General features: G+C 37.8%; 28 protein-coding genes and 1 pseudogene. 16 read left to right on the top strand and 13 right to left on the bottom strand.

What is annotated here, in order from left to right; genetic code table 11:
• Nucleotides 1–135: 135 nt before the first annotated feature.
• The gene (locus HT725_RS10290; RefSeq protein ID WP_225904702.1) at nt 136–522 is read right to left on the bottom strand and encodes a hypothetical protein; all 387 of its coding nucleotides are present in this window, start codon (nt 520–522) and stop codon (nt 136–138) included.
• Between the two features lie 183 nt (nt 523–705).
• Here HT725_RS10290 and HT725_RS08725 point away from each other — a divergent pair, with 183 nt between their 5' ends.
• From HT725_RS08725 to HT725_RS08715, 3 genes are read left to right on the top strand one after another with little or no spacing between them, the layout of a single operon-like run.
• Entirely contained in the window at nt 706–1,053 is a 348-nt protein-coding gene (locus HT725_RS08725) for a LytTR family DNA-binding domain-containing protein (protein ID WP_112444768.1), read from the top strand.
• Complete coding sequence (locus tag HT725_RS08720; RefSeq protein WP_173253425.1) at nt 1,050–1,799, top strand: response regulator transcription factor; 750 nt, start codon at nt 1,050–1,052, stop codon at nt 1,797–1,799. The genes HT725_RS08725 and HT725_RS08720 overlap by 4 nt, the downstream gene beginning before the upstream one ends.
• Before the next feature lie 3 nt (nt 1,800–1,802).
• A complete protein-coding gene (locus tag HT725_RS08715; protein WP_164226698.1) occupies nt 1,803–3,137 on the top strand; it encodes a GHKL domain-containing protein in 1,335 nt (444 codons plus the stop codon).
• A gap of 106 nt (nt 3,138–3,243) precedes the next feature.
• Here the strand turns inward: HT725_RS08715 and blpC are convergent, their stop codons facing one another.
• Genes blpC through blpA form a run of 3 tightly spaced genes read right to left on the bottom strand, consistent with a single transcriptional unit; the run spans nt 3,244 to nt 6,966 of the window.
• Nucleotides 3,244–3,384: a quorum-sensing system pheromone BlpC gene (blpC, locus tag HT725_RS08710; protein ID WP_164226699.1), complete on the bottom strand. Its 141-nt coding sequence runs from the start codon at nt 3,382–3,384 to the stop codon at nt 3,244–3,246.
• Nucleotides 3,385–3,440: 56 nt separating this feature from the next.
• Nucleotides 3,441–4,802, bottom strand: coding sequence for a bacteriocin secretion accessory protein (locus HT725_RS08705; protein ID WP_173253424.1), 1,362 nt, complete (start codon nt 4,800–4,802; stop codon nt 3,441–3,443).
• A gap of 10 nt (nt 4,803–4,812) precedes the next feature.
• On the bottom strand, nt 4,813–6,966 hold the full coding sequence (blpA, locus tag HT725_RS08700; protein ID WP_173253423.1) for a peptide cleavage/export ABC transporter BlpA: 2,154 nt from the start codon (nt 6,964–6,966) through the stop codon (nt 4,813–4,815).
• Between the two features lie 307 nt (nt 6,967–7,273).
• On the opposite strand from blpA, the gene HT725_RS08695 reads away from it, so the two are divergent.
• The 7 genes from HT725_RS08695 to HT725_RS08665 all read left to right on the top strand — a co-directional run bounded on the left by HT725_RS08695 (nt 7,274) and on the right by HT725_RS08665 (nt 12,375).
• Complete coding sequence (locus HT725_RS08695; RefSeq protein ID WP_112444780.1) at nt 7,274–7,501, top strand: Blp family class II bacteriocin; 228 nt, start codon at nt 7,274–7,276, stop codon at nt 7,499–7,501.
• Nucleotides 7,502–7,552: 51 nt separating this feature from the next.
• Nucleotides 7,553–7,927 (top strand): immunity protein, encoded by a 375-nt coding sequence (locus HT725_RS08690; protein ID WP_173253422.1) that lies wholly within the window; start codon nt 7,553–7,555, stop codon nt 7,925–7,927.
• Nucleotides 7,928–7,932: 5 nt separating this feature from the next.
• Complete coding sequence (locus tag HT725_RS08685; protein ID WP_173213201.1) at nt 7,933–8,151, top strand: hypothetical protein; 219 nt, start codon at nt 7,933–7,935, stop codon at nt 8,149–8,151.
• Nucleotides 8,152–8,230: 79 nt separating this feature from the next.
• Nucleotides 8,231–8,479, top strand: coding sequence for an immunity protein BlpZ (gene blpZ / locus HT725_RS08680; protein ID WP_112444786.1), 249 nt, complete (start codon nt 8,231–8,233; stop codon nt 8,477–8,479).
• 538 nt (nt 8,480–9,017) lie between these two features.
• On the top strand, nt 9,018–10,211 hold the full coding sequence (locus HT725_RS08675; protein WP_173253421.1) for an OFA family MFS transporter: 1,194 nt from the start codon (nt 9,018–9,020) through the stop codon (nt 10,209–10,211).
• Between the two features lie 195 nt (nt 10,212–10,406).
• Nucleotides 10,407–11,393, top strand: a complete 987-nt coding sequence (locus tag HT725_RS08670; RefSeq protein ID WP_173253420.1) for a rhodanese-related sulfurtransferase — start codon at nt 10,407–10,409, stop codon at nt 11,391–11,393.
• A gap of 121 nt (nt 11,394–11,514) precedes the next feature.
• Nucleotides 11,515–12,375, top strand: coding sequence for a DUF4299 family protein (locus tag HT725_RS08665; protein WP_173253419.1), 861 nt, complete (start codon nt 11,515–11,517; stop codon nt 12,373–12,375).
• Between the two features lie 168 nt (nt 12,376–12,543).
• Here the strand turns inward: HT725_RS08665 and HT725_RS08660 are convergent, their stop codons facing one another.
• The 5 genes from HT725_RS08660 to HT725_RS08640 all read right to left on the bottom strand — a co-directional run bounded on the left by HT725_RS08660 (nt 12,544) and on the right by HT725_RS08640 (nt 16,787).
• Entirely contained in the window at nt 12,544–13,608 is a 1,065-nt protein-coding gene (locus HT725_RS08660; protein ID WP_173253418.1) for a DUF6574 domain-containing protein, read from the bottom strand.
• Between the two features lie 62 nt (nt 13,609–13,670).
• Nucleotides 13,671–14,582: a DUF4097 domain-containing protein gene (locus tag HT725_RS08655; RefSeq protein WP_173253417.1), complete on the bottom strand. Its 912-nt coding sequence runs from the start codon at nt 14,580–14,582 to the stop codon at nt 13,671–13,673.
• Complete coding sequence (locus tag HT725_RS08650; protein WP_000198699.1) at nt 14,575–15,168, bottom strand: DUF1700 domain-containing protein; 594 nt, start codon at nt 15,166–15,168, stop codon at nt 14,575–14,577. The genes HT725_RS08655 and HT725_RS08650 overlap by 8 nt, the downstream gene beginning before the upstream one ends.
• Nucleotides 15,155–15,481 carry a PadR family transcriptional regulator gene (locus HT725_RS08645; RefSeq protein WP_000273855.1) on the bottom strand — a complete coding sequence of 109 codons (327 nt, stop codon included), beginning with the start codon at nt 15,479–15,481 and terminating at the stop codon, nt 15,155–15,157. The genes HT725_RS08650 and HT725_RS08645 overlap by 14 nt, the downstream gene beginning before the upstream one ends.
• 139 nt (nt 15,482–15,620) lie before the next feature.
• Nucleotides 15,621–16,787 carry an MFS transporter gene (locus HT725_RS08640; RefSeq protein ID WP_173253416.1) on the bottom strand — a complete coding sequence of 389 codons (1,167 nt, stop codon included), beginning with the start codon at nt 16,785–16,787 and terminating at the stop codon, nt 15,621–15,623.
• A 57-nt stretch (nt 16,788–16,844) separates the two neighbouring features.
• On the opposite strand from HT725_RS08640, the pseudogene HT725_RS10470 reads away from it, so the two are divergent.
• The 3 genes and pseudogenes from HT725_RS10470 to HT725_RS08630 all read left to right on the top strand — a co-directional run.
• A pseudogene (locus tag HT725_RS10470) lies at nt 16,845–16,992 on the top strand (glycosyltransferase family 2 protein); the annotation flags it as partial.
• On the top strand, nt 16,972–17,772 hold the full coding sequence (locus HT725_RS08635; protein WP_191995621.1) for a glycosyltransferase: 801 nt from the start codon (nt 16,972–16,974) through the stop codon (nt 17,770–17,772). The pseudogene HT725_RS10470 and the gene HT725_RS08635, both read left to right, overlap by 21 nt.
• Before the next feature lie 85 nt (nt 17,773–17,857).
• Nucleotides 17,858–19,708, top strand: coding sequence for a nucleoside-diphosphate sugar epimerase/dehydratase (locus HT725_RS08630; protein ID WP_164226305.1), 1,851 nt, complete (start codon nt 17,858–17,860; stop codon nt 19,706–19,708).
• Between the two features lie 105 nt (nt 19,709–19,813).
• Here HT725_RS08630 and HT725_RS08625 read toward each other — a convergent pair whose 3' ends face one another.
• The 3 genes from HT725_RS08625 to sdaAB are packed head-to-tail and all read right to left on the bottom strand — an operon-like array spanning nt 19,814 to nt 22,017.
• On the bottom strand, nt 19,814–20,443 hold the full coding sequence (locus HT725_RS08625; RefSeq protein ID WP_173253414.1) for an HAD-IA family hydrolase: 630 nt from the start codon (nt 20,441–20,443) through the stop codon (nt 19,814–19,816).
• 21 nt (nt 20,444–20,464) lie between these two features.
• Nucleotides 20,465–21,337, bottom strand: a complete 873-nt coding sequence (gene sdaAA / locus HT725_RS08620; RefSeq protein WP_000500050.1) for an L-serine ammonia-lyase, iron-sulfur-dependent, subunit alpha — start codon at nt 21,335–21,337, stop codon at nt 20,465–20,467.
• A gap of 8 nt (nt 21,338–21,345) precedes the next feature.
• Nucleotides 21,346–22,017, bottom strand: coding sequence for an L-serine ammonia-lyase, iron-sulfur-dependent subunit beta (gene sdaAB, locus HT725_RS08615; RefSeq protein ID WP_020899976.1), 672 nt, complete (start codon nt 22,015–22,017; stop codon nt 21,346–21,348).
• A 241-nt stretch (nt 22,018–22,258) separates the two neighbouring features.
• Between sdaAB and HT725_RS08610 the strand changes: the two genes are divergently transcribed.
• The gene (locus tag HT725_RS08610) at nt 22,259–22,879 is read left to right on the top strand and encodes a LysM domain-containing protein (protein WP_173253413.1); all 621 of its coding nucleotides are present in this window, start codon (nt 22,259–22,261) and stop codon (nt 22,877–22,879) included.
• 50 nt (nt 22,880–22,929) lie between these two features.
• On the opposite strand, the gene HT725_RS08605 is transcribed toward HT725_RS08610, so the two are convergent.
• On the bottom strand, nt 22,930–23,793 hold the full coding sequence (locus HT725_RS08605) for a helix-turn-helix transcriptional regulator (RefSeq protein ID WP_173213233.1): 864 nt from the start codon (nt 23,791–23,793) through the stop codon (nt 22,930–22,932).
• A 180-nt stretch (nt 23,794–23,973) separates the two neighbouring features.
• Here HT725_RS08605 and HT725_RS08600 point away from each other — a divergent pair, with 180 nt between their 5' ends.
• Both HT725_RS08600 and HT725_RS08595 read left to right on the top strand, forming a co-directional pair.
• Nucleotides 23,974–24,819, top strand: a complete 846-nt coding sequence (locus HT725_RS08600; protein WP_173253412.1) for an ABC transporter ATP-binding protein — start codon at nt 23,974–23,976, stop codon at nt 24,817–24,819.
• Between the two features lie 15 nt (nt 24,820–24,834).
• Nucleotides 24,835–25,563, top strand: a complete 729-nt coding sequence (locus tag HT725_RS08595; RefSeq protein ID WP_173218682.1) for a hypothetical protein — start codon at nt 24,835–24,837, stop codon at nt 25,561–25,563.
• Nucleotides 25,564–25,581: the final 18 nt, after the last annotated feature.

The following is a 25,581-nucleotide window of genomic DNA, read 5'->3' as shown; positions in this document are numbered from 1 at the left end:
TTTCGTGTATTCATTCCTAACTCCTAAAATAAGAATCACTGCTTTCCTCAGGTTGGTCTGGGGAGGGCAGTGATTTTTTGAAAGTTGTTGAAGCCATGTATGCTGAGGAAATGTATAAAGACTACCAAACCTAATTTATTTCAGGTTATTATAAATACCATCTAAATATGAGTGAATTTCTTGTCGTATAGATTGTAAAGAATGATTTCTAGCTGTATCAATGACACCGAATATTCTGTAATGACTACGGAAAAGTTTATCATAATCAATGTAACTTCCTATGATGATAATGTTGGCAAATTCAGAACGGAGTCGTATATCTTCTATATAAGAATACATTGTATCTGAAGATAAAAACATTGATTTTATGATAAAATAGGTAGTAGTGTTATAGGAATAGATGATACGCCTAGAAACTATAATTCTCGTTTTTGTTGATAAGTTTTCTTTAATATAAGAATTGATGTCACTTGTGATGATATATCCTAATAATGAAAAATGTAGAATTTGAATTGTATCCATATTTCTCCTCTGGCTCTATCATATCAAAAACATCCGATAGAAGATGTCGAAATCTTAGATTGTATAACTGTTAGCATGAAATGTTGAAAAATAACCATTTATGATAACTCAGATACCTTTTAAGATTTTTTCCATCATAGGATACTAGTTTTGATATGATATAGGAGAGTAAGGAGGAAAAATATGCAAGAATATATTTTAAGCCAAGGCAGAGCAGTTGTTAAAGTGCCTCATTCTAAGGTTTACTATGTGACAACACATCCTACGAAGGCACATGCTGTTATTTTTATTACAGCTGATGGAGTATTTGAGAAGTATATGAGCCTAGCTAGAGTTGAGGAAATGAGTCTGGGGAAATTGTTCAGGTGTCATAGAAAGTTTCTTGTTAACTTATCCAAAGTAATAGGATTGAAGTATGAAACGAAGACCATTTTATTTATGGATGAAAGAGTATCGGATATTATCTGCTCTAGAAGATATTTTAAAACTGTAAAAGAAAGATGGTTAAATACTAAAGGAGACGAGAAATGAATATCTTTATATTAGAGGATGATTTTATACAGCAGACTAGGATGGAAAATCTGGTGTATGATATTTTAGAGAAGAATTGTTGGGAAGTAAAGCACTGTGGTGTTTATGGTAAACCGAATCAATTGTTAGAAGATATGATGGAACGTGGAGGTCATCAACTTTTCTTTTTGGATATTGAAATTAAAAACGATGTTAGAAAAGGGTTAGATATTGCTTTGGAAATCAGAGATAGAGATCCAAATGCAGTCATTGTTTTTGTAACAACTCATTCAGAATTTATGCCTGTTAGTTTTCAATATCAAGTATCAGCTTTAGATTTTATTGATAAGGAATTGCCTGAAAGCTCTTTTAGGGAACGTGTGGAAAAGGCAATCGCTTATGTTCACAAGAATAAACATCAACTAATGACTGAAGATTCTTTTGTGTTTACAAATTCTAAAGCACTCGTTCAGGTTCCATTTTCGGATTTGCTTTATATAGAAACGTCAATGATTCCTCATAAGCTAGTTCTTTATTCTATGAGAGAAAGAATAGAATTTTACGGTAAAATTTCTGATATATTGAAGCAAGAACCCAGATTGGTTCAGTGTCATCGTTCTTTTATTGTGAATCCTTATAATATCTCTTCAATAGATAAGGAAGAAAAACTAGTCTATTTGAAGAACGGGTCAAGTTGCCTAGTATCTAGGTTAAAAATGAGGGAATTGCTGAATATAGTTAAAGATTTACATGATAGTAAGGAGTAGTAAATGTCTTTTGTGTTAGTATCTTTGAATTTTTACATACTTTTATTTCTTCATGCAAAAATTTATGGCTATCAATTGACTATAAAGAGATCTTTAGAGTTATTGCTTTTCTATTTTTTATTAGAGTTTTTACTTTTAATCTTGATTAAGACGTTCTATATCCCTGTTGTTATTACAGTACTAGATTATCCCATCTTTTTTATTATCTACACATTTTTGTTGGATAAAAAGAAGTACAGTCTGATATTGACACTTTTTTATGCTCTGTTTCCTATCACATTTTGGTCGATTATCTATGATTTCTTTGTTGATTTTATTATTCCTAATTTTGCTAGTTTAACAGACATATATGTTTATTACGATGCCACAATTTTCTCGATTTTAGCAAGTCTCCTATCTTTGCTTATAATAAAAGTTTTTCAGTATGATTTTAGCTATCTAAGAAGTAAAGTGTTGGATAAACATTTAGCTCAAATAATGAGGATTGCTAATGCTGCAATGTTGGGTTATTTTATCTTGGTTCCTTTTATTGGTTATATTAAAAAAATCTTGAACTTATCTATAAATCATTATCAAGGAGCTATAACTGCAATCTATTTCTTTTTATTTATCTATTTTGTCAATATACTGGATAGAAATGTACGTGAGGAATTGCAAAAAGATTTAGTACTTCAAAAAGAGATTCAACTTCAAAATCTTAAGAGCTATAGTAAACAAGTAGAAGGACTTTATCAAGAGGTTAGAAGCTTTAGGCATGATTATGCAAATATCTTAACAAGTTTAAAGATAGGAATAGACCGAAAAGATATTGATTTAGTTGCTCAAATTTATGACAGTGTCTTGAAAGACTCAGGGAAAAATTTAAAAGATACAAAATTTGATGTAGTGAGATTGAGAAATATAGAGGATTTATCCTTGAAGAGTTTATTAATCTCAAAATTATCCGAGGCTCAGAGTTTACTAGTGCCAGTTTCTTTGGAAATAGAAAAACCAATTACTATCAAAAAGATTGAGGAAATTGATTTTTTAACAGTTGTTTCTATATTGTTAGATAACGCGATAGAGGCCGCTGCAAGCGCCACTGTCGAGGAACCTCTAAGTGTTTGTTTTTTTGAAGATATTAGAAGTAATAAGCAAGTTTTAATTATCCAAAATCCGACCCTAGATAGAGAGATTGATGTTACAAAAATATTTGAGAGAGGAATGTCGTCTAAAGGGCAGAATAGAGGAGTTGGTTTGTCTAATGTTAATAGTATTTTGACAAAATACCCAAATATCATTCTAAAAACTACAAGTTCTAATTTTAGATTTAAACAAGTCTTAGAGATAGAAGTATAGGTGGGGATGGGTGACTTGTATCTTCTATAATCTTTTCATGATAAAACGCATAGTATCAGTCATTTTGAAATCTGATATTATGCGTTTTTATAATTCTATAGATTTTTTATGGTTTGAAAGTAGTCCGTAATTTTAATGGTGTTGTTATAGTTTCATATAGCTCTTCCCACCATCCTCCACCTGTAATCTGGTTGAGTTCAGTAGTTGTTAGTTTTTGAAATGAAGTTAGGTTTTGTTTCTTATCCATGTTATGATTCTCCTTTTTGATAAGATAATAAATAGTTATAGAGTGTTATCTGAAAATTAATCAGAATGGGTTAAAATTTTATCTTTGAAATAATCAAAATATGTTTTCTTTGCAGTTACACTAGTGACGCGACCTTGTAAGCCGTATTGGATGAGTTTACTATCCTCATTAGATAGTTTTGCAAGAGCGGTTAATTTAAAGAGATTTCCTTGCTCTGTTCTGGTAGGAGTTTGATCAATTGTCTGAAGTTGGCCGATGATGGTGGTGCAGTGATTTCCAATCTTCTCCAGTTTTAATCTTACAGTTTGTCCTTTATCTAGTAGAGGTAGATAGTCAGAAGATACGTAGTAAGTGATTAGTACTTCTCTTGTATCTGTGATGACAGGGAATATTTGAGCAATTTCTGTACCAGTTGGAATTCTATTTTTACCTTCAAATTCACTGTTTAAGTGAATGATACCTTTACTTGGAGCGGTTAAAGTATTGTTTTCTAAGCGCTGCGTTGCTTGATCTAGCTGTACTTTTAATTCTGTTAATTGATTCTCCACTGTTAGTTGTTGCTGTGAGGCTGTTTGTAAAAACTGTGTGCGGAGTACTTCAATTTTGGTTGCTAAACTGTTATCATAAGTTGCTACACTTCCGATACCAGCTTGCTGAATTTTGAGGCTTGCGATAGATGATTCAAGACCTGCAATACTTTGATTAATCTGAGATAAAAATGGCTCCTCTGCAGTTCCTTGTGTTTGTCTTTGTGAGGCTACAAGATAACGATTCAAAATTGACTGGTGCGGATTGCCAGTTGGTAAGCGTGCTCTGTTATTTATGATAGCATCTCTCAGCTCTTGATATTCTCCAATCTGTTGTTGAACTTTTGTAATTTCTTGTTCGATGGCTGATGAACTGCTATTGGCAAGATTAGCTTGATTTGAAACTTCAGTGTTAGTCTTTGAGATACCCAGTTCAATATCATGAGCTTGTTTAGTAAAATTCATAAAGGTATTATGGTAGCCAAATTCATCCTCGCCAGAAAAAAGATCAGTCGCTTTTTCTAAGCTTTGTTTCAAAATTCCAAGTCCTTCTTTTTGCTTCTCAAGTCTTTGTAATTGAGTTTCTAAGGCAGTTTTCTGACTTTCTTCCATTGTTTCAGAGTATTTGATGAGTAAGTCACCTTTTTCAACTACTTGATTTGCCACTAAATGATTAGCAAGGATAGGATTATCACTGGTTGACTGAATAGATGCAATGACACTTGTAGGGGCGATTTCTCCTTGGGAAGTAACAGTAATTTCTTTTGTGGCAACAAGGGAGAAAATCAAGATGAAAGTAAACAGTAATGAAAGAGGTATAATTAACACTGTCGCATAGTTATGGTAACGTCTCTGATAAAACTCGACGCTTCTAAAAAGATTAGGATTCATGACATTCTCCTTATTTATTGAATAGATGATGGTAGAAGCCTTGCGTCTGCATTAACTCTTGATGACTACCAACTTCAATGATTTTCCCCTGGTCAAGAACAATGACACGGTTAGTCCGTTCAGCTATACTGAGACGATGGGCTACAAAGAGAATGGTTTTATCAGTGAGGGACATAAGATTATCTATAACTTTTTTCTCAGTCAAGACATCAAGACCGCTAGTAGCTTCATCTAGTATTAAAACAGGAGCTTTAGTTAAAAGAGCACGAGCGAGAGCGATTCGTTGCTTTTGTCCTCCTGATAGACCAGCTCCATCAGAGAGCTGAGTTTGATAGCCCATAGGCATTCTTTCAATGTCTTGACGGATTTCAGCTAATTCACAAGCTCTTAGAATATCTTCTTGGCTAATCATATGATTACCGCCCAAGGTTAAATTTTCCAAGATAGAGCCATTAAAGATATAGGCTTGTTGAGGTAGGTAATTGATATGACGGCGCAAAACTTTTTTATCAATGTTTTTAATATCCTGATGATTGATGGAAATATGTCCTTTGTAGGGTTCAAAGAAATTGACAATCATTTTGGCTAAAGTTGTTTTACCAGAACCACTAACTCCAACTAGGCTAACCTTATCTCCTTGTTTAATCGTGAGATTAATATCTGTTAAGGTATCTCGTCCAAAACCATACTTATAAGAAAGGTCATCAAATTCAATATCGCCCATCAAAAAAGGTGAATGAACAGGATTTTCTTGAACTTGAAATTCAGATTCGACTAGATAGACTTCGTTCAAACGGTTATTAGCAACCTTCGCAGATTGGAGTTTGGTTTGGAGGTTGATAATATTTTCCATAGGAGTTGTAAAGTAAGAAAGAAGTGTGTTAAAGGTAATCAGCTGACCGATAGAAATTTTACTCGACATGACTAATTGAGCGCCAAACCATAGGATAAGGATATTCAGAACTAATTTTGTTCCCTGCTTTAAACTCGTTTGTAAAATAGAATATTTACTGAGTTTAAAGGATTTTTCCAAATACTCTACAAATTCGCTGTCTATATTTTGATAGCGATTTTCTTCACTCGTGAGCGACTTTATAGTTTCAATCCCGTTGATATCTTCGATAATGGCAGAGCTAACCATAGAATTACTTTGCATGACATCATGGTTCATTTTTTCGAAAGGCTTCATAAAAGAAAAGATGATGAACATGTATATAGGAATGGAAATAAGAGAAAGAAGGAAGAGATTAGGGTTTTGTGCCAGTAAGACGCCCCCTACAAGAATCAGAATAGAAACATCCAGAAAAAGAGAAAGAATGGTAGAAGCCAAGGCATCTATAATAGAGTTAGCATCTGTGAACCGTGAAATGATTTCTCCTGTACGACGTGTCGCAAAGAAAGACATAGGAAGTTCAAAAATATGGCGAATATAGGATAAAATCACATCAATGCTTAATCTCTGGCTCAGAACGGTTAGGAGATAATCTCTGGAGAAGCTCATGACTTGTTGGAGGATATAGGTGATAACCAGACCAACTGAGATGATTCCTAAAGTTGATTTCATCTGATTTGGAATGTATTCATCCAAGATTCCTTGAAGATAATAAGAACCACCTATATTGATAATCGTGACCAATAAGCTTGAGAGAACAATGTAAGCAATGAGAGATTTTTGTTTGAAAATCAGAGGAAGGAAGCTTAGTAGGCCATTCTTTTTATCTTTATGGGGTTGATAGCTGGGTTTGGGAGCTAGAAAAATAGCTACTCCAGTCCATTCAGAGAAAAAGCGTTCTTTTGACATTTTGGTGATTTTTACAGAAGAGTCAGGATCACCAATAATCAGATAGTCTTTCTTTGTTTGATAGACAACATAGTAATGTTGGAGTTTTCCTTCTTTGTTAACGTGAACGATAAAAGGATAGGGGACATCACTCATATCAAAGAGAGTTTTATCTGCTTGAACAGGTCTTGTTTCAAAGCCCATTTCATCAGCGGCTTTTACAATGCCAAGAGCAGTCGTCCCTTCTTTATTGGTCTTTGCAAGTTCTCTCAAGTGAGCTAGAGAAAAATCTGAACCATAGAATTTAGCAATCGAGGCTAAGGCAGCAACACCACAGTCTCTAGCATCTATTTGAGGAACAAATGTACGTTTATAAGAAGTCATTGGCAATTCCTTTCATATAGTGTATATGTCTATTATGCCAAACTTTGCTAAAAAACTTCTTGTTAAATCGTAAATGGTATTTATATTGTCATGAACAGTAATTTTTATTAAGTAAGATGAACCATCGATTTTTATAGTTGATGATAGTATATATTAGTTTTAGGCTTTGATAAAATTTATGAAAAACATTTCGTGATGAAAAAAAGACATTTTATGATTTTAAAAAATGATATTAGTTAATTATGATATATTGATGTTGTCAAGGTTGCAACAGGACAAAAATTAAAAATAAAAAGGAGTATTTGTCATGGATACAAAAATGATGTCACAATTTTCTGTTATGGATAATGAAATGCTTGCTCGTGTTGAAGGTGGAGATAAAGTAGGGGCTGGAGAAGTTGTTCAAGCATTAGGAATTTGTACAATAGGAGGTGCAGCTCTGGGGAGTGTTATCCCAGTTGTGGGAACTCTTGCCGGCGGGGTTTTAGGAGCACAGTTTTGTACAGCGGCTTGGGGAGCTTTTAGAGCAAGTTAAACTTTTAGCGATATAGTAGATTGGAAATAGTAGTAAAAGGAGGTGATTTATATGAAATACAGATTATTTCTTATTATTTTCTTGAGTAGTGTTTTGGATATTCTTTTAGGTACATTTTTGAAAATCTCGAATGTATCGATTGGGTGGATTGTTCTCTACAGTGGCTTATTTGAAGCAGGAGTTTTCCTTCTTGCTAATAAAGGTTTGGCGGTAAAAATCAAGGAATCAGACATTCAAAAACGCTTTAAATTTATTTTTGGAAAAACGGTATGGTTTCAAATTCTTTTGCTCATCTTTTTGGCGGTAAAACTTTATCTTGGTTTGGATGAGAGACTGATTTTACTTTATGGAAATATTTTCATTGTCTTTAATGCCTTAGTTTATCTTTTGTCTACTAGCCAAATTAATTTAACAAAGAAAGTGTGAAAAGAATGGAACAATCAGTAAATAATTTTATCATTTTATCCGATGAAAAATTAACAATGATAACAGCTGGTGATAAACAACTTGCAGACAGATTTTTAAGTGGAGTAGGAGGTGCAGTTGAGGGGCTTTCGCTTTGTGCACAGACAATCCCCTTCCCAACTCCGCAGATTTATTTAATTTGTGCAGCTGGTGGGGCGGCAGCTTCAGTTTTATGGCCACATTAGAGGATTTAGTTAGGATATAGAATTATTAATCTGGGTATCTCTTTACGCTTATACTCTCTATACTGTATAGGAACGTATCATGTATAAACACTTATTTTTTCCATATTCAAAAATCTTAGACTGGTTGACACCCTATATTCTAGTCTTGGCTTCTGACACCATTGCATTTAATGTTTTTGTGCTAACCTTTGTATCTGTAGTGGTTTTTTCTTTCCTGAATCCCATGCTAGCTTTTATAGCTATATTCTTAGGGGCTGGCTATGTTGTCGGGTTTTGGTTATTAAAATGGTTTGTTTTAGAGAGATTGGAGGTAAAGGATGACTTGTAGGAAGGTGTACTTAGTGTTTAAGTGGTTATCTTTATGGTCGTTTTCAATAAAGATTATACCTTGTTTTTGATTTTTAGTATAGTAACGTCAAATGTAGCTCCTTACATTCATTCCTAACTCCTAAAATAAGAATCACTGCTTTCCTCAGGTTGGTCTGGGGAGGGCAGTGGTTTTTTACCTTATTTAGATAATTATCCGAATTAGATGATATAAACAATATTAAAATGATAACAGATGATTAAAATATTAAAATTTCTTATATCTTTATTAATTTTTCTTAAGTAGATTTTTAGAATAAAGTAGCTTATAATAAGAGTACAATGAAAGCGCTTAACATTGTGAAAATTCATCTTGTTCTGATTTAAGAGATCTATAGATACAAATTTTTAAGCAGTCGTATATAGATGTATGTCATTTACACAGTTCTATATACTTAAAAATTTATAGAATGATCAATTTAAACGAGGTAGGTGAAAAAATGATAAAAGTTGTTCTCTATTCTTTTTAGGAACAAGAAATTTTACATGAGGTTATTCAAATGAAAAAAACACCCAATCGATGGTTAATTTTGGCAGCAGCCATTTTAACGAATCTATCTCTAGGTGCTGGTTACGCCTGGTCAGTCTTTCAAAAGGCGCTGCTAGAAACCAATGCTAGTCAAGGATGGGTTCAAGCCCAAACTTCTTTGGCCTTTAGTATTTCTTTTGCAATGGTACCTGTTGGTATGATTATTTTCGGTCCTAAGGTTGATTCAGCAGGACCTAAGAAATTTGTATTCCTAGGTGGTATTCTATTCGGTGCTGGTATGTTTGCTACTGGATTTGCTACTTCTCTTCCAGTCCTGTACCTCACTTACGGGGTTGTCCTAGGACTTGGTATTGGTTCAGCTTATGGAGCATCTACTTCAGTTGCCACTAAGTGGTTCCCAGATAAAAAAGGTTTAGCTGGTGGTTTGACAGCAGCAGGTTTCGGGTTAGGCCCGCTCATTATCGGTCCAGTTGCCAAAGCTTTGATTGCTTCTATGGGTGTTTACTCAACATTCAAAGTATTGGGTATCATTCTTCTAATTGTTATTTGCACTTCTTCATTGGTAATGGAAAAAGCTCCTGCAGCAGCGTCGGCAGCTGGAACAGCTCAACCAGAAGGTAAAACTTACAAAGAAATGCTTCGTGATGGAAATTACTGGCTTCTATGGTTGATTTACGTTCTTGGTGCTACTGGTGGAATGATGATTATCGGTACTACAGCATCAATTTCTGACCAGTATAAACTTGTAGGAGAAGCTACACTATTCGTTATGCTGGTATCTATCGCTAATACATTTGGTCGTATCTTCTGGGGTACGGTATCTGATAAGATTGGTCGCTATCCTACCGTTATTGCCATGTTTGGAGCGGTTGCTACTGGTTTGTTGCTCACAGCCTTATTCAAAGGTCCTGGAAGCATCTTGGCCATCCTTGGAATTATGATGGTTGCCTTGTCATTTGGAGGCTTCCTCGGTTCATTCCCAGGAATTACTGCTGAAAACTGGGGAGTTACATACGTAGGGACAAACTATGGATGGATGTTTACTGCTTATGGCGTAGCTGCTATTGCTGGTCCTCAGTTAGGAGCACGTCTTGCACAGGAAAACCAAGGAGATTATACAATGGCCTTCTTTATCGTTATCGGCATGGCTATCCTTGGTATTCTACTCCAACTGTTCTATATGGCTAAAGCTAAAAAAGTTTAAAAATGAATCCTTGGAAAATCCAAGGATTTTTTAAAATATGATTGATACTAAGTGTAGTGTACAAGAAATTTTTTTCTAAATTGAAATATAGCAATTTCCAGTCAAATAAATTGCATTCGTTTTCTCAAGCAGGTATACTAGTATGGATAAATAAAAAATTTAGAAAATTTAAGAATAGAAAAGAGAACAAATCTTATGGCAAAAGATATTCGTGTCTTACTTTACTACCTTTATACTCCAATTGAAAATGCAGAGCAATTTGCTGCAGACCACTTGGCTTTCTGTAAATCAATCGGCCTTAAAGGCCGTATCCTAGTCGCTGACGAGGGAATTAACGGAACAGTTTCAGGTGACTATGAAACAACTCAAAAATACATGGACTACGTTCACAGCATCCCAGGCATGGAAGACCTCTGGTTCAAAATTGACGAAGAAAGTGAACAAGCTTTCAAGAAGATGTTTGTTCGCTACAAGAAAGAGATTGTCCACCTTGGTTTGGAAGACAACGACTTTGACAATGACATTAACCCACTTGAAACAACAGGTGCTTACTTGTCTCCAAAAGAGTTCAAAGAAGCCCTTCTTGATAAAGATACCGTTGTCCTTGACACACGTAACGATTATGAGTACGACCTAGGACATTTCCGTGGGGCTATCCGACCAGACATCCGCAACTTCCGTGAATTGCCACAATGGGTTCGTGATAACAAGGAAAAATTCATGGACAAGCGTGTCGTGGTTTACTGTACAGGTGGCGTTCGCTGTGAGAAATTCTCAGGCTGGATGGTTCGTGAAGGTTACAAAGATGTTGGTCAATTGCACGGAGGAATCGCAACTTACGGTAAAGACCCAGAAGTCCAAGGTGAGCTTTGGGATGGGAAAATGTACGTCTTTGACGAGCGTATCGCCGTAGATGTCAACCATGTCAACCCAACTATCGTAGGGAAAGACTGGTTTGATGGAACACCATGTGAACGTTATGTCAACTGTGGAAATCCATTCTGTAATCGTCGCATCCTGACGTCAGAAGAAAATGAAGACAAGTACCTTCGTGGATGCTCACACGAGTGCCGTGTTCACCCACGTAACCGCTATGTTTCAGAAAATGAATTGACACAAGCTGAAGTGATCGAGCGCCTAGCCGCTATCGGTGAAAGCTTGGATCAAGCAGCTACTGTATAAGATCAAACAGTCCTCAGGGGCTGTTTTTCTATGCTTTGTACTCAAAAATCTAAAGTTTGTTTCTGTATCTTTCAGGAAAATAAGGTATACTGTATGTAAACGATTTCAAAGGAGCCCAGTTATGGCGAAAACATTTTTTATTCCAAATAAACAGAGCATTTTAGGAGAACAGGAGATTTTGACTGCCAAGTCGATCTTGGCCTTGGTAGATGGCTTGGAGTCACATAGCTATGATGCAGTCTATCTCCGTCAGCCTCTTAACCGTCTCGAATATATCGAGTGTGCGATAGTGGGGCAATCACAATTTCTCTTTAAAGTTAGCTATGCTGATGGTCAAAAGGCTTACCGTATCGATCTTCCTGACCTATTAACGAAGACAGACTGGCGGATTATCAAGTCGTTTTTAGATGCCCTGCTTGCTTATACAGGAACTGAGATTGAAGGACTAGATGGTTTTGATTTTGAAGCGTATTTCCAGGCAAGTATTCAAGCCTATCTAGCAGACACTGTAGCCCATTTTACGATTTGCCAAGGAATTTTTAATCCTGTTTTCTTTAGTCATGAGGATTTGAAAAGCTTTTTAGAGGAAGATGGCTTGGCTCAATTTGAAGCGCGTGTACGTGCGGTTCAAGAGACAGATGCCTACTTTGCAAGAGTTTCCTTCTATCAGGATGGAGGAGGGCAAGTGCATGGCGTTTACCATCTGGCTCAAGGAGTCAAGACAGTGTTGCCGAGAGAACCATTTGTTCCTGTAGCCTATATGGAGCAATTGGTGGATAAGGAAGTCCAGTGGGAAATCGACTTGGTTCAAATTACAGGAGATGGCTCTAAACCAGAAGACTATGAAGCCATCGCTCGCTTGGACTATGCAAAATTCCTAGAGTCATTACCATCAGAATCTTACCACCAACTAGATGCCAATCAATTAGAAATACAACCCATCTTAGACAAAGATTTTAAAGCATTAGCACAAGAAGAGTAAAGCAGAAGCAGGTCAATCGACTTGCTTTTTGATATATAAAAAATCCTGCCATGGAAGACAGGATTGCTACTCAATGAAAATCAAAGANNGACTGACAAAGTCAGGAACATATATCTACGGTAAGGCGAAGCTGACGTGGTTTGAAGAGATTTTCGAATAGTATGAAGTTTAAAGAAAGGTTAAGATACGGAGATAATCCCCAATCAGTGCCACTTCAGCTACAAAGAAGAGGAGGATAATGACTCCGTTCACAAGGACAGATAAGAATAACTGATAGAAGGAGTCGGTTTCACTTGCTTGACTAGGTCTCGTAATGATATGGAGGCTAGCAAGCAGAATGATTCCAATGCTAATCACACACAAAAGGGCTGAAAATCGTAGGCTATCAAAGAAGGCAAAGAAACTAGCAATGGCAGTTAGGAAGATTGGAATTGCCAAGAGTTGACTATATTGTTGGAGAACCTTTTCTAGCGTCCAGTCCTTTTCTTGGTAGATAAATCGTCTCACAACGAAACTGCCCAAGAGGAATGAAAAGAAGAAGAGTGTTGTTGCTACTAGGATAGAGATAATCGAAAAGAGATTTAATGAAGCAAATTGTTCAGGGAAGTGATTATGCATAGTTGCTATATGTCCATAGTAAGCATGTTTGATGTGGTAGATACTAAAGAAAAAGGAAGATGCAGAAAACAGAATGAGCAAGAGAAAGGCTGTGTAGCTGTGTGTGCTACTTGTTTCAAGCTTGCTTGTAGGAGATTTGAGAGCCTCCACTAGCCAAGACCAAAAATCAAGCACTTGCTCTTTCCATCTATCCGTAGATTTTGGAGCTTGGTCGGGAATATAAGGACTTTCTAAGGATTTACTGAGAAGAAGTGGCTCTTTCGTAGTTGTTTTTTGCTGAGGAAGTGCTTCTGGACTCTCTTCAGCTATAGTGACTTTTTCTGTTTCTTTAGAAAGGTCTGGCTCTTCTTCAGTAGAATCTAATGCTTTCTTTTCTTCTATTTCTGTTCTCGTTTCACCGTCTTCAGGCGTTTCAATTGTCTCTTCTTGCTGGCTTTCCAGTTCGACTGCAGCTTGAGAGACTTCCTCCTCTACTTGAGTATTTTTTTCAATTGGTGTATCGAGATCGGCTATCGTTTCTTCAGCCTTGTCTGCAACCTCTTGAGCTTGCTCTTCAGGCTTGTTCTTGCTTGTTGTTTTTACAAAATCATTACTTTCAAACCATTCTTGTTTCATGGTAGAACCTCCTTTTTAGTTAGATAAATATGCTTCTATAGTAGCAGATGTAAGCGTTTTTGTCAACGTCTGCTTGGTGTGGATATTAGTTCAATATCATCATCAGATCTAGCAATGAGTTGATCCTTGACATCGGTTTTTTCAGTTTTGTAAGGGTTGCTTAATTCCGTGCCTCTTGATTCAGGCTCTTCTCTTGTGAATTGGAAGATAGAACCGTAGTTACTTGAGATGTCCCAGTTAATTCGTTGGCTTTCTTTCTGGTCTAGGATGATTCTGAAATAATCTTTGGCAGTTAGTTCAACCTTACCATGGACTTGGATATTTTCAGCGTGGAAGTGATTCTCTGTTGACTCTAGCTGACTATCTGTAAGGTCTGTATCAAAGATATTGACGATATTGGGAGTTGTGAGTTTACTGTTTTTGATACGACTTCCTTCAATTCGGAGGATATAGCTGTTTGTATTGAGGGTCGCATTTTCAAGGCTAGCATTTATGATGGTGGTTTGTCCACGATTGCTTGAGATGTTGATCCCTTTTAGAGTTCTCCCTTTTGGCAGTCTGAGAATAACTTCTTCAAAACGACTAGAGTAGCTACTTGCGATATGAAGAATTCCGCCAATTCCAGAAGAGATAAATGGACTTTCAGACAGTTTCTTATCAGTGAGACTCAGAGTTCTATCGTTCTGATTGGTGATAAGATCATGGTGAGCAGAAAGAGATGGATGGTAAGAAATGTGGATTTGATCATCGAAAGAGTCTGTGATGGTCAGCGCGTGTTGGTGGAGAGTGATTTCTAGGTTTTCGACTTCCTTGCCAAAGGTTAGTTCTTCCGTACGGCTATCATAGACAGGTTCTTTGGACAAGGAAAGTAGGCTCTTAATCCCATCAGATTGGATACCTACAAAGAGCAGGATAAAGCCGATAACGGTAGTCACCACACCAAAAATGAGAAATCCTTTTGTCAATTTACGCATGCTGGTCACCTCTCTTTCCTTTTTTAAGAACAAATTGCACCAAGCGAACAATGAGTAGACCGAAGAAGCGAGCTACATAGGAAATACCTAGTAAGACTAGTGAAGAAGCACCGATAGCCAGTAAACCAGAACCGAAAATCAAGATAAAGGCTGATTTGGCTTGGGCTAGGACAGTGAAACTTTCAACTAAAAATAGGAATCCGCCGATGATACCCAGTATGGAAACCGCAAAGAAAGCCAAGATGACAGTCAAGGCTGCCACAAAGATTGCGAACAGGGACACGAGGATGGCGATTCCCAGAGGAATACCGATGGGTGCTGCAAGGAGGGCTAACAAGGCGATATGCAAAATTTGTCGGTTATTTTTTTGAGCAGGTGCCTCATTGATTTTTTTATCGAGAAGATTAGAGAGAACTTCGTGGGCCGCTTCTTTGGGAGTTCCCAAACTAGCAATGAGTTCTTCTTCTCCTTCGACTCCAGCATCGTCAAAGAGTTCCCTGAAATAGTCCATGGCTTCAATTTGGTCAGCCTGAGGCAGTTTTTTGAGATAAAGTTCTAGCTGAGTCAGGTATTCAGTTCTTGTCATGGCGGATACTCCCTTCTATGATGCCATTGATGGTGTCTGTATAGAGTGTCCATTCATCTTTTAGGGTCAAGAGTTGCTCTATACCACCATTTGTCAAGGAGTAGTATTTGCGCATGCGACCTTGGAACTCTCTAGAATAGGTTGTCAGAAAGCTATTGCCTTCCAATTTTTTTAGGATAGGATAGAGTGTGGATTCTTTGATATTAGCGATCAGCTTAATGGTTTGGCTAATCTCATAACCATAAGAATCCCCTTTTTCCAGTACGGCCAAGATGAGAAATTCAATCAAGGCAGAGGATGTTGGAAAGTACATGAGAAACCTCCTTTTCTAATGTGTAAGATTTTTATATATAATTTTTCTACACATACATTGTACATCTAAAAGAAAGCCCTGTCAAGAGAAATGTGTAAAATTTTTATATATAAAAAAACTTCTAGGAAAAACTAGAAGTTTAAAGGATTTTATCAGCTCTATCCACTGTAAAGAGGGCTACAGTCATCAGGATATCGACGAGTAAGAGGGCAGCTACAGCTGGCACCCAAGAGTGGAAAAGGTCAAAACTGTAACCAAATAGCGTTGGCCCAAAGGCTGCTAGGATATAGCCTCCTGTTTGAGAAAGGCCGGACAATTGGGCTGTCTTTTCAGGGGCGCTTGTCTTGAGTGAAAAGTTGACCATGAGATAAGGGAAGAGGGCACTGGTTGCGGTTCCAATGAGAAGATGGATGGCAAGCCAGTAAATGAAATGATTGATTGGGAAAAAGAGCATGGAAATACCGATCACACCAGCCAGTGAAACCAGAGTGAGCATGAGCTGACGGTTGCGAGTAGATAAACTAGTTGTCAGGCTTGGGATGGTCATTGAAAAAGGAATGCTGATCAGCGAGAAGATAGAGGTCAGCAAACCAGCTTCGTGACTGGATAGACCTGCATGGATGGCCATGGTAGGTAACCAGGTCATAGCGGTATAAAAGAGCAAGGATTGAAAACCTGCAAAGATAATCACTGCCCAGACCTGTTTATTATGCATGACCTTTGTTTTGCTTTTTTGTTTGGTTTGTGGAGCCAGTCTGTGATTATAGCGGTGATTAGGGAGCCATACTAAAAAAGTTGCTAGGCAGAGCAGGGTGAGGAGGATGATAAGTCCTTTCCAAGAGCTTGCTTGTGTAATGGGCACAGCCAGATAGGAAGCCAGAGCTGTCGCAATCCCCATAGACGTCACATATAAGGTGGTCAGAAAACCAATTTTCTTTGGCTGATTAGCTTGGATAAGACTAGGAAGCAGCACATTAATGACTGCGATACTTGCCCCAACCATCAAGGTTCCTAGATAGAGGAGAGGTAAATTGATTAGTCGAATAAGTGAGCCAATGGTTAAGAAGAAGTGGCTGTAGGTAAAGAGATGCTCCAAGCCGATTTTCTGAGCTAGTCGGGTAGAAAAGAGTGAGAAGAGGGTAAACATGAGGAGAGGAAGGCTGGTCAAGACACCAAGTGAACTAACTTCTACCCCCAGCCCTTGCGAAATATCTCCCAAAATAATGGGTAGAACAGTAAAAGGAGTCCGCAAGGAAACACCAATCAGGATAATACCTGGAACAAAAAAGAGTGATTGTTTTTTCATATAATACCTCTTCTAACTGATTTTAATAACAGCTTATTTTAAGGCTTTTTCACTATAATGTCAAGTAAGGTTTCTGGCTTTCAAGATAAAAATGGGAAAGTCTTGAAAATTATGATAAAATAGTGGAAGGAAATTTATACATTGGAGAAAAACTGTGTCTGAAAAGCAAAAAATCAGCGTATTGATGTCGGTCTATATCAAGGAAAATCCGACATTTTTAAAGGATGCTATTGAGAGTGTTCAAAATCAGACCCTGAAACCGAGCGAATTGGTTCTGGTTGAGGATGGGCCTTTGACACCTGAGCTCTATCAGGTATTAGACCAGCTTGAAGCTGAGTCTGATATTCCAGTGAAACGCTATCCTCTTGAGCAGAATCAAGGTTTGGGTCTGGCTCTTCGACAGGGTGTTTTGCAGTGTCAGTATGATATTATTGCCCGTATGGATACGGATGATATAGCTGTTCCTGACCGTTTTGAGCAACAGGTTCAGCTAATGGAGAAGGATAAGCTCGACCTATTAGGTGGACATATTGCAGAATTTATTGACAATCCTGATGAGATTGTTTCTTACCGTCGTGTTCCAACCCAGCATGCAGATATTGTAGCTTATCAAAGGATGAGAAGTGCCTTTAACCACATGACTGTCATGTTCAAGAAGGACATGGTTCTCAAGGCAGGCAACTATGAGGATGGCCTTTATATGGAAGATGACCTCCTCTGGCTCAACATGATTGCTGCAGGAGCCAAGACTGGAAATCTGGATCAAATCTTGTGTCAGGTTCGTGTCGGAGCAGGGATGTTTGAGCGTCGTGGGGGACTGCGTTACCTCAAACTCTATCGTCAAGCTCGTCAGCGCATGCTGAACCGAGGGCAAATTTCTTACATGGAGTATGCCAAGAGTGTTGCCATTCAGATGGTTGTTGCTCTTTGTCCAGGATTTGTCCGACAGTTTATTTTTATGAAACTGTTACGAAAAAGCAAGTAAAAGATTGTAGCAAATCGTAAACTGGATAAAAAGTGTTATAATAACAATGTAATTATTCGGCTCTTTTAAGGAGGAGTAAATTTCTATGAATAAAAAACTCACAGATTATGTGATTGATCTGGTGGAAATTTTAAATAAACAACAAAAACAGGTTTTCTGGGGAATATTTGATATTTTGAGTATGGTGGTTTCCATCATTGTATCTTATATTTTATTTTATGGGCTGATTAATCCAGCACCTGTTGACTACATTATCTATACGAGTTTGGCCTTCTTGTTTTATCAATTGATGATTGCATTTTGGGGCTTGAACGCGAGTATTAGTCGTTACAGCAAGATTACGGATTTCATGAAAATCTTTTTTGGTGTGACTGCCAGCAGCGTCTTGTCATATAGTATCTGCTATGCCTTCTTGCCACTCTTCTCCATCCGTTTCATCATTCTCTTTATCTTGTTGAGTACCTTCCTGATTTTATTGCCACGGATTACTTGGCAGTTAATCTACTCCAGACGTAAAAAAGGCAGTGGTGATGGAGAACACCGTCGGACCTTCTTGATTGGTGCCGGTGATGGTGGGGCTCTCTTTATGGATAGTTACCAACATCCAACAAGTGAATTAGAACTGGTTGGTATTTTGGACAAGGATGCTAAGAAAAAGGGTCAAAAACTTGGTGGTATTCCTGTTTTGGGTTCATATGATGATCTGCCTGAATTAGCCAAACGTCATCAAATCGAGCGTGTTATCGTTGCGATTCCGTCGCTTGACCCGTCAGAATATGAGCGTATCTTGCAGATGTGTAATAAGCTGGGTGTAAAATGTTACAAGATGCCTAAGGTTGAAACTGTTGTTCAAGGACTTCACCAAGCAGCTACTGGCTTCCAAAAAATTGATATTACGGACCTTTTAGGTCGTCAGGAAATTCGTCTTGACGAATCGCGTCTGGGCGCAGAACTGACAGGTAAGACCATCTTAGTCACAGGGGCTGGTGGTTCAATCGGTTCTGAGATCTGTCGCCAAGTTAGCCGTTTCAATCCTGAACGCATTGTTTTGCTCGGTCATGGGGAAAATTCAATTTACCTTGTTTATCATGAATTGATTCGCAAATTCCAAGGGATTGATTATGTACCAGTGATTGCCGATATTCAAGACTACGACCGTCTGTTGCAAGTCTTTAAGCAGTACAAGCCAGCTATTGTTTATCATGCAGCTGCCCACAAGCACGTTCCTATGATGGAGCGCAATCCAAAAGAAGCCTTCAAAAACAATATCCGTGGAACTTACAACGTTGCTAAGGCTGTTGATGAAGCCAAAGTACCTAAGATGGTTATGATTTCGACAGATAAGGCGGTTAATCCACCCAATGTTATGGGAGCAACCAAGCGCGTGGCGGAGTTGATTGTCACTGGCTTTAACCAACGTAGCCAATCGACCTACTGTGCAGTTCGTTTTGGGAATGTACTTGGTAGCCGTGGTAGTGTCATTCCAGTCTTTGAACGTCAAATTGCTGAAGGTGGGCCTGTAACGGTCACAGACTTCCGCATGACCCGTTACTTCATGACCATTCCAGAAGCTAGCCGTTTGGTTATTCACGCTGGTGCTTATGCTAAAGATGGAGAAGTCTTTATCCTTGATATGGGCAAACCAGTCAAGATTTATGACTTGGCCAAGAAAATGGTCCTTCTAAGTGGACACACTGAGAGCGAAATTCCAATCGTTGAAGTTGGAATCCGTCCAGGTGAAAAACTCTACGAAGAACTCTTGGTATCAACAGAACTTGTTGATAACCAAGTTATGGATAAGATTTTCGTTGGTAAGGTTAATGTCATGCCTTTAGAATCCATCAATCAAAAAATTGAAGAGTTCCGCACTCTCAGTGGAGATGAATTGAAGCAAGCCATTATCGCCTTTGCCAATCAAACAACCCACGTTGAATAAAAAAGAAAAGCGCATATTATCAAGTCTTGAACCTAGGTAATATGCGTTTTGTTATGTATAGATTGCCTCATTTTCTTCTGAAATGGAGTTGTTGCCCAGTCTATGTTATTGAAAATAGGCCAAAACTTCTATGGGTTTGTGGGCGATATAATCAGGCTGATAGTTTAGCAAATCTGCTTGCTCCCCAAATCCCCAAGTGACGGCCAATTTCTGAATGCCTGTTTCTTGAGCTCCAAGCATATCAAACTTGGTATCTCCGATGATGGCTTGTTCCGGTGCTAGTTGATGTGTCTGCAAGGCTTGGCGAATGACATCTGCCTTATGGGGTGCTTCAGAGCTGGAGCCATAAATGCCATCAAAGAAATGATAGATTCCCAAGTTTTTAGTCATGTCTTGAGCGGTTGGAGTATTCTTTGTAGTGGTGATATAAAGAGGGTAATTGCTCGATAACTTCTCAAGCAAGTCTACAATCTGAGGAAAGAGTTGAGCTTCATGGATGCCTTTCTCCTTATAGTAAGAACGGTATATCTGAACAGCCTCAGAGATTAGTTCTTTGGGAAGGCAAGTCGCAAAACTACTTTCGAGGGGCGGCCCCATAAAACCACGAATCGTTTTGGCATCAGGGCTAGGCACCCCCAGCTCCTTAAAGGTATGGGTAAAGGCATTGTGAATCCCGATAGAACTGTCGACGAGGGTTCCATCCAGATCGAAAAAAATCGCTGTGATAGAGGTCATGGTTTCTCCTATTTGATAAGCTTATTCTCCGAAAATTTCTTTTTGTAAGCGACGACCAGTAGGGGTGGCAGCGAGTCCACCTTCAGCTGTTTCACGAAAGGCGGTTGGCATGCTTGCTCCTACTTGGTACATGGCATCGATAACCTCATCTACAGGAATTTTAGATTCGATCCCTGCCAAGGCCATGTCTGCTGCGATGAAGGCAAAGCTAGCTCCCATGGCATTGCGTTTGACACAGGGAACTTCGACCAAGCCGGCAACAGGGTCACAGATGAGGCCCAGCATATTTTTAATGACAAAGGCAATGGCCTGACTGGCCTGATAAGGTGTTCCACCAGCAGCTAGAGTCAAGGCGGCGGCACTCATAGCAGAGGCAGAGCCGACTTCGGCCTGACAGCCACCTTCAGCACCTGAGATAGAGGCGTTGTTTGCGATGACTAGTCCAAAGGCACCCGCAGCAAAGAGGAAATCCAGCTGTTGCTCGTGGCTGAGGTCTAATTTTTCAATAGCAGCAGTTAGAACTGAAGGCAGACAGCCAGCACTTCCAGCGGTCGGAGTGGCACAGACCAAGCCCATTTTAGCATTGTGCTCATTGACTGCAATGGCATTTCGGGCAGCAGAGAGAATCGTGTAATCTGACAGAGTTTTTCCGTTTTTGATGTAATGATCCAGTTTGGCAGCATCTCCACCTGTCAGGCCACTACGAGATTTATTTTCATTGAGACCAAGTTGGACAGAGGCTTTCATGACTTCCAAATTGCGTTCCATGAGAAGGAAGACTTCTTCACGTTCGCGACCGGTCAATTCAAACTCTGTTGTAATCATGAGTTCTGCGACATTTCCTTGAAAGTCTAGTTCTGCCTGCTCGACCAATTCTTTGATAGAATAAAACATGCTTCCTCCTATTTAAAGAAATTGACATTGTGGAGATGAGGGATTTTTCGAATTTCTTCGATGGCCTCATCACAGTTGCGACTGTCAACTTCGATAATCATAATGGCTTTTTCACCAGCTTTTTCACGAGTAACATTCATCTGGGCGATATTGATACCATAGCGGGAAAGGGCCTCTGTTACGAGGGCAATCATACCTGGAATATCTTGATGAACAATGATGATAGTCGGTGTATTCATATTGAGAGAGACGGCAAAGCCATTGAGTTCGGTTACCTGAATATTCCCGCCACCGATAGAAATACCAGTCACGCTGATGGTTTTGTGAGTATTTTTGACGGTAATTTTAGTGGTGTTTGGGTGAGGGGCATTGCTGTCTTTCTGAATGGTCCAGACAATCTTGATGCCGCGCTTGTGGGCAATTTCCAGGCTGTTTGGGATTTCAGGATCATCTGTATCCATGCCTAAAATACCTGCAACAAGGGCTAGGTCTGTCCCGTGACCACGATAGGTCTTGGCAAATGAGTTAAATAGTTGGAATTCGACTTCTGTCGGAGTATCATCAAAAATGGAAGAGACAATCTTCCCAATACGAACAGCTCCAGCGGTATGGCTACTAGATGGGCCAATCATAACTGGTCCGATGATATCAAAGACAGATTGAAAACGAAGTGATTTCATCAGTTTCCCCTTATAAAAATTCTTATCTCTATTATATCAAAGAATGAGGGGCTTGGCTTTAATTGTAGATGAAAACCTTTCTAATACCTCAAATAGCATAAAAATAGTATCTTTTATGACAAAAAACACCTTATTTAGGGAAATAAAAAATAATTTTGTAATATTTCTACATAAAAGTGTCAAGAAACGGTAATATTTAAAGGGTATGATAGAACTATAGAAAGAAGGAGAATTTTCAAATATGAAATCAACAACTAAAAAGATTAAAACAACTCTTGCAGGAGTAGCTGCCTTGTTTGCAGTATTTGCTCCATCATTTGTATCTGCTCAAGAATCATCAACTTACACTGTTAAAGAAGGGGATACACTTTCAGAAATCGCTGAAACTCACAACACAACAGTTGAGAAATTGGCAGAAAACAACCACATCGACAACGTTCATTTGATTTATGTTGGTCAAGAGTTGGTTATCGACGGTCCAGCAGCGCCAGTAGCCCCAGCTTCAACGACTTATGAAGCTCCAGCAGCCCAAGATGAAGCTGTTTCAGCTACAGTGGCAGAAACTACAGAGGTAGAGGAAGAAACTCCAGCAGTAAGCGAAACAGTAGCAGAAGAAACTGTTGCTTCAACTGTCAGCGGATCTGAAGCAGAAGCTAAAGAATGGATTGCACAAAAAGAATCAGGCGGTAGCTACACAGCTACAAACGGACGTTATATCGGACGTTACCAATTGACAGATTCATACTTGAACGGTGACTACTCAGCTGAAAACCAAGAACGTGTAGCAGATGCCTATGTTGCAGGACGTTACGGTTCATGGACAGCCGCTAAAAACTTCTGGCTTAATAACGGCTGGTATTAAGAAATAACGAACAGAATAATATGAAAAGGTCGAGGAAATCCCTCGACTTTTTATATGTCCTTCGCTTGATAATAGTTCTCCACTTCTTTTTTGAGATGAGACAGCATAGAAGTTTCCTCGGTCAGCTCTAGAAGTGAGAAACCTTTTTGGATAGATTTAGCATCATCCCTACAAATTCCGATACGGACATAGCAGATAGCAAGCCTATCGTAGTGCTTCTTTTTCTTGGCATCCTCTAGTAAAGTATAGCAGATTTGTTGGCACATGTTTTTGTCTTGATGGTATAAGTAAATGGTGGACAGATTGAGTAGGATTGCCATTCGTAAGTCATATAAATGTTGATAGTTTTTATAGACTTCCAAGCGTTGCAAGATTTTTCCAGTAATGAGATGGAGGTGTTCAATAGGAAAGCTGAAAAGGATGGTATTGAGGATTTTTAGATCATTTTCATACCATGTACCTTGTTTTTCAATTTTTTCCCAAAGTTTTTTGACAGTCTGTTTCACTTGGTCTGACAGTTGCTCTGTACCATGTTGACGGATATGAATGACAATTTCCAGCATATCCCTTATTTCTTCTATAGGCAGGTCGTGGCGGGTATTGAGATAGTTTTGGCATTTTTGAAATAGTTTTTCGAGTTCACTAGTTCCTAGGATTGAGCTCATATTGAGATAAGTTTGCATGATTTCTGTTCGTTGGCTTGGTTGATAGAGGTGGCAGATATAGTCAAACTCTTCAAAACTCATATTGATTTGCCGGAGAAGAAACTCCATATTTTCATATTTGGGAGTTACCTTGCCGCTTTCAATCTTTGATAGGCTGGTTCTTGAGAGGATATTCCCACAGACCTCTTCTTGGGTTAAGCCTTTTGACTCACGTATTTCTTTATAGACCTTTCCGAAATCATAACGCATGATTTTCTCCTTTTCGTGAAAAAAGTTAACAAATAATAAAATTCAATTAAAAATATTGTATCATAGTAACAGGAATAGTAAAAAAGAAAACTAAAATAATGTGTGAAAAAAGTTAACTAATTTTAAAACAGAGTAAAGAAGAGGTATACTGTAGATACAAAATACAGGGAGGAATAAAAAATGGAAGTTATAAATGTAAGTAAGCATTATGATCATTCAATCATTCTCAAAGATATAAATTTTGAACTTAATAAGGGTGAAATTGTTGGTCTAGTAGGGAGAAATGGAGTTGGTAAGAGTACATTGATGAAAATTCTTGTTCAGAATAATCAACCGACTGCAGGGAATATTATAAGTAGTGATAATGTTGGGTATTTAATCGAAGAACCAAAGTTATTTTTATCTAAAACAGGTTTAGAGAATTTAAAATATTTGTCAAATTTATATGGTGTTGACTACAATCAAGAAAGATTTGGGAGTTTGATTCAAGAGTTAGATTTGACTCAGTCTATTAATAAAAAAGTAAAGACCTATTCTTTGGGTACAAAACAAAAATTAGCTTTGCTTCTAACTCTCGTTACGGAACCTGATATATTGATTTTAGATGAACCGACTAATGGTTTAGATATTGAATCATCACAAATAGTTTTAGCGGTTCTAAAAAACTTAGCTTTAAGTGAAAATGTGGGAATTTTAATATCGAGTCATAAATTAGAAGATATTGAAGAAATTTGTGAGAGAGTTCTTTTCTTGGAGAACGGGCTTTTGACATTTCAAAAAGTAGGAAAAGATAGTCATAATTACTTGTTTGAGATAGCTTTCTCATCAGCTACAGATAGAGACATTTTCCTTACCAAACAAGAATTTGGGGATATTGTTCAGGAAGAGGGACTGAAAATTACTATGTCTGGGAATATTCAAAGTAGTGAGCTTTTTAAATTTTTTAACGAAAACTCTATTAAAGTAGTTGATTTTGAAACTAAAAAAGAGACGCTTAAAGATATTTATCTAAATCGTTCAAAATAAAGGAAGGTTATAATCATGAAATTAAATAAATTGAATTTTCTTAAGGAAAATATAAGAGATTTATATTCATCAGGCGTAATATATCTAGGATTGGTTATCTCGTTTATACCGCCTATACTGGTTACATTCTTTATTCTAAAGACTCAAGGGACATCACTTGGTATTAAGCATATTTCAAATTTTTATGCTATGCTCGGTATGTTAATGGCTGTTATACATGCTAACCGAATTATTAGCAGGGATTTTTCCCACAATACGATCAGTTTATTTTATAATCAACAGAAAAATCGGATGATTTACGTCTTGTCCAATTTTCTATATGCCATCTCAGTTTCCATTATCTATGCTTTGAATGGTATTGTGTTACTAGTCATCGTAAGTAAATTGGGTGTTCCAGGTGATTTAGGATTAGATTTTATTGTAGCCATTGTAGTCAATACAATTTTGTTAGTCCTATTTTATTTTCTATTATCTTACATTTTCTATTTATATAAATTGAAAAGTGGCTTGGTATTTGGTATTTTAGTAGCTTTACTACTCTTTGTCCCTAATATATTAAATACGATTATGATGAATACTAGTAATGATTTGTTTATCAAAGCGATTGAACTTCTTCCTTTTTATTCCTTACCTGTATTTGTTGCTTCAAATACGATGTCTATTAGTCAGTATCTTGTGGTAATCACTACAATCATTTTATTGTATTTTTTCACTCTCAAGAAAAGCAAGGAGTATTCATTTTAGTTTCATTTAGTATTATTT

Origin of the sequence: Streptococcus sp. 2579, from assembly GCF_013277195.1 — a bacterium.
Lineage (GTDB): Bacteria > Bacillota > Bacilli > Lactobacillales > Streptococcaceae > Streptococcus.
Note: the sequence above shows the minus strand (reverse complement) of the source record. Positions and strands in the feature narration are given on the sequence as shown.

Bases quoted from the DNA above. Each gene is read 5' to 3' on its own strand.
- HT725_RS10290 (WP_225904702.1), bottom strand. From the start codon at position 522: ATGGATACAATTCAAATTCTACATTTTTCATTATTAGGATATATCATC.
- HT725_RS08725 (WP_112444768.1), top strand. From the start codon at position 706: ATGCAAGAATATATTTTAAGCCAAGGCAGAGCAGTTGTTAAAGTGCCT.
- HT725_RS08720 (WP_173253425.1), top strand. From the start codon at position 1,050: ATGAATATCTTTATATTAGAGGATGATTTTATACAGCAGACTAGGATG.
- HT725_RS08715 (WP_164226698.1), top strand. From the start codon at position 1,803: ATGTCTTTTGTGTTAGTATCTTTGAATTTTTACATACTTTTATTTCTT.
- blpC (WP_164226699.1), bottom strand. From the start codon at position 3,384: ATGGATAAGAAACAAAACCTAACTTCATTTCAAAAACTAACAACTACT.
- HT725_RS08705 (WP_173253424.1), bottom strand. From the start codon at position 4,802: ATGAATCCTAATCTTTTTAGAAGCGTCGAGTTTTATCAGAGACGTTAC.
- blpA (WP_173253423.1), bottom strand. From the start codon at position 6,966: ATGACTTCTTATAAACGTACATTTGTTCCTCAAATAGATGCTAGAGAC.
- HT725_RS08695 (WP_112444780.1), top strand. From the start codon at position 7,274: ATGGATACAAAAATGATGTCACAATTTTCTGTTATGGATAATGAAATG.
- HT725_RS08690 (WP_173253422.1), top strand. From the start codon at position 7,553: ATGAAATACAGATTATTTCTTATTATTTTCTTGAGTAGTGTTTTGGAT.
- HT725_RS08685 (WP_173213201.1), top strand. From the start codon at position 7,933: ATGGAACAATCAGTAAATAATTTTATCATTTTATCCGATGAAAAATTA.
- blpZ (WP_112444786.1), top strand. From the start codon at position 8,231: ATGTATAAACACTTATTTTTTCCATATTCAAAAATCTTAGACTGGTTG.
- HT725_RS08675 (WP_173253421.1), top strand. From the start codon at position 9,018: ATGAAAAAAACACCCAATCGATGGTTAATTTTGGCAGCAGCCATTTTA.
- HT725_RS08670 (WP_173253420.1), top strand. From the start codon at position 10,407: ATGGCAAAAGATATTCGTGTCTTACTTTACTACCTTTATACTCCAATT.
- HT725_RS08665 (WP_173253419.1), top strand. From the start codon at position 11,515: ATGGCGAAAACATTTTTTATTCCAAATAAACAGAGCATTTTAGGAGAA.
- HT725_RS08660 (WP_173253418.1), bottom strand. From the start codon at position 13,608: ATGAAACAAGAATGGTTTGAAAGTAATGATTTTGTAAAAACAACAAGC.
- HT725_RS08655 (WP_173253417.1), bottom strand. From the start codon at position 14,582: ATGCGTAAATTGACAAAAGGATTTCTCATTTTTGGTGTGGTGACTACC.
- HT725_RS08650 (WP_000198699.1), bottom strand. From the start codon at position 15,168: ATGACAAGAACTGAATACCTGACTCAGCTAGAACTTTATCTCAAAAAA.
- HT725_RS08645 (WP_000273855.1), bottom strand. From the start codon at position 15,481: ATGTACTTTCCAACATCCTCTGCCTTGATTGAATTTCTCATCTTGGCC.
- HT725_RS08640 (WP_173253416.1), bottom strand. From the start codon at position 16,787: ATGAAAAAACAATCACTCTTTTTTGTTCCAGGTATTATCCTGATTGGT.
- HT725_RS08635 (WP_191995621.1), top strand. From the start codon at position 16,972: ATGTCGGTCTATATCAAGGAAAATCCGACATTTTTAAAGGATGCTATT.
- HT725_RS08630 (WP_164226305.1), top strand. From the start codon at position 17,858: ATGAATAAAAAACTCACAGATTATGTGATTGATCTGGTGGAAATTTTA.
- HT725_RS08625 (WP_173253414.1), bottom strand. From the start codon at position 20,443: ATGACCTCTATCACAGCGATTTTTTTCGATCTGGATGGAACCCTCGTC.
- sdaAA (WP_000500050.1), bottom strand. From the start codon at position 21,337: ATGTTTTATTCTATCAAAGAATTGGTCGAGCAGGCAGAACTAGACTTT.
- sdaAB (WP_020899976.1), bottom strand. From the start codon at position 22,017: ATGAAATCACTTCGTTTTCAATCTGTCTTTGATATCATCGGACCAGTT.
- HT725_RS08610 (WP_173253413.1), top strand. From the start codon at position 22,259: ATGAAATCAACAACTAAAAAGATTAAAACAACTCTTGCAGGAGTAGCT.
- HT725_RS08605 (WP_173213233.1), bottom strand. From the start codon at position 23,793: ATGCGTTATGATTTCGGAAAGGTCTATAAAGAAATACGTGAGTCAAAA.
- HT725_RS08600 (WP_173253412.1), top strand. From the start codon at position 23,974: ATGGAAGTTATAAATGTAAGTAAGCATTATGATCATTCAATCATTCTC.
- HT725_RS08595 (WP_173218682.1), top strand. From the start codon at position 24,835: ATGAAATTAAATAAATTGAATTTTCTTAAGGAAAATATAAGAGATTTA.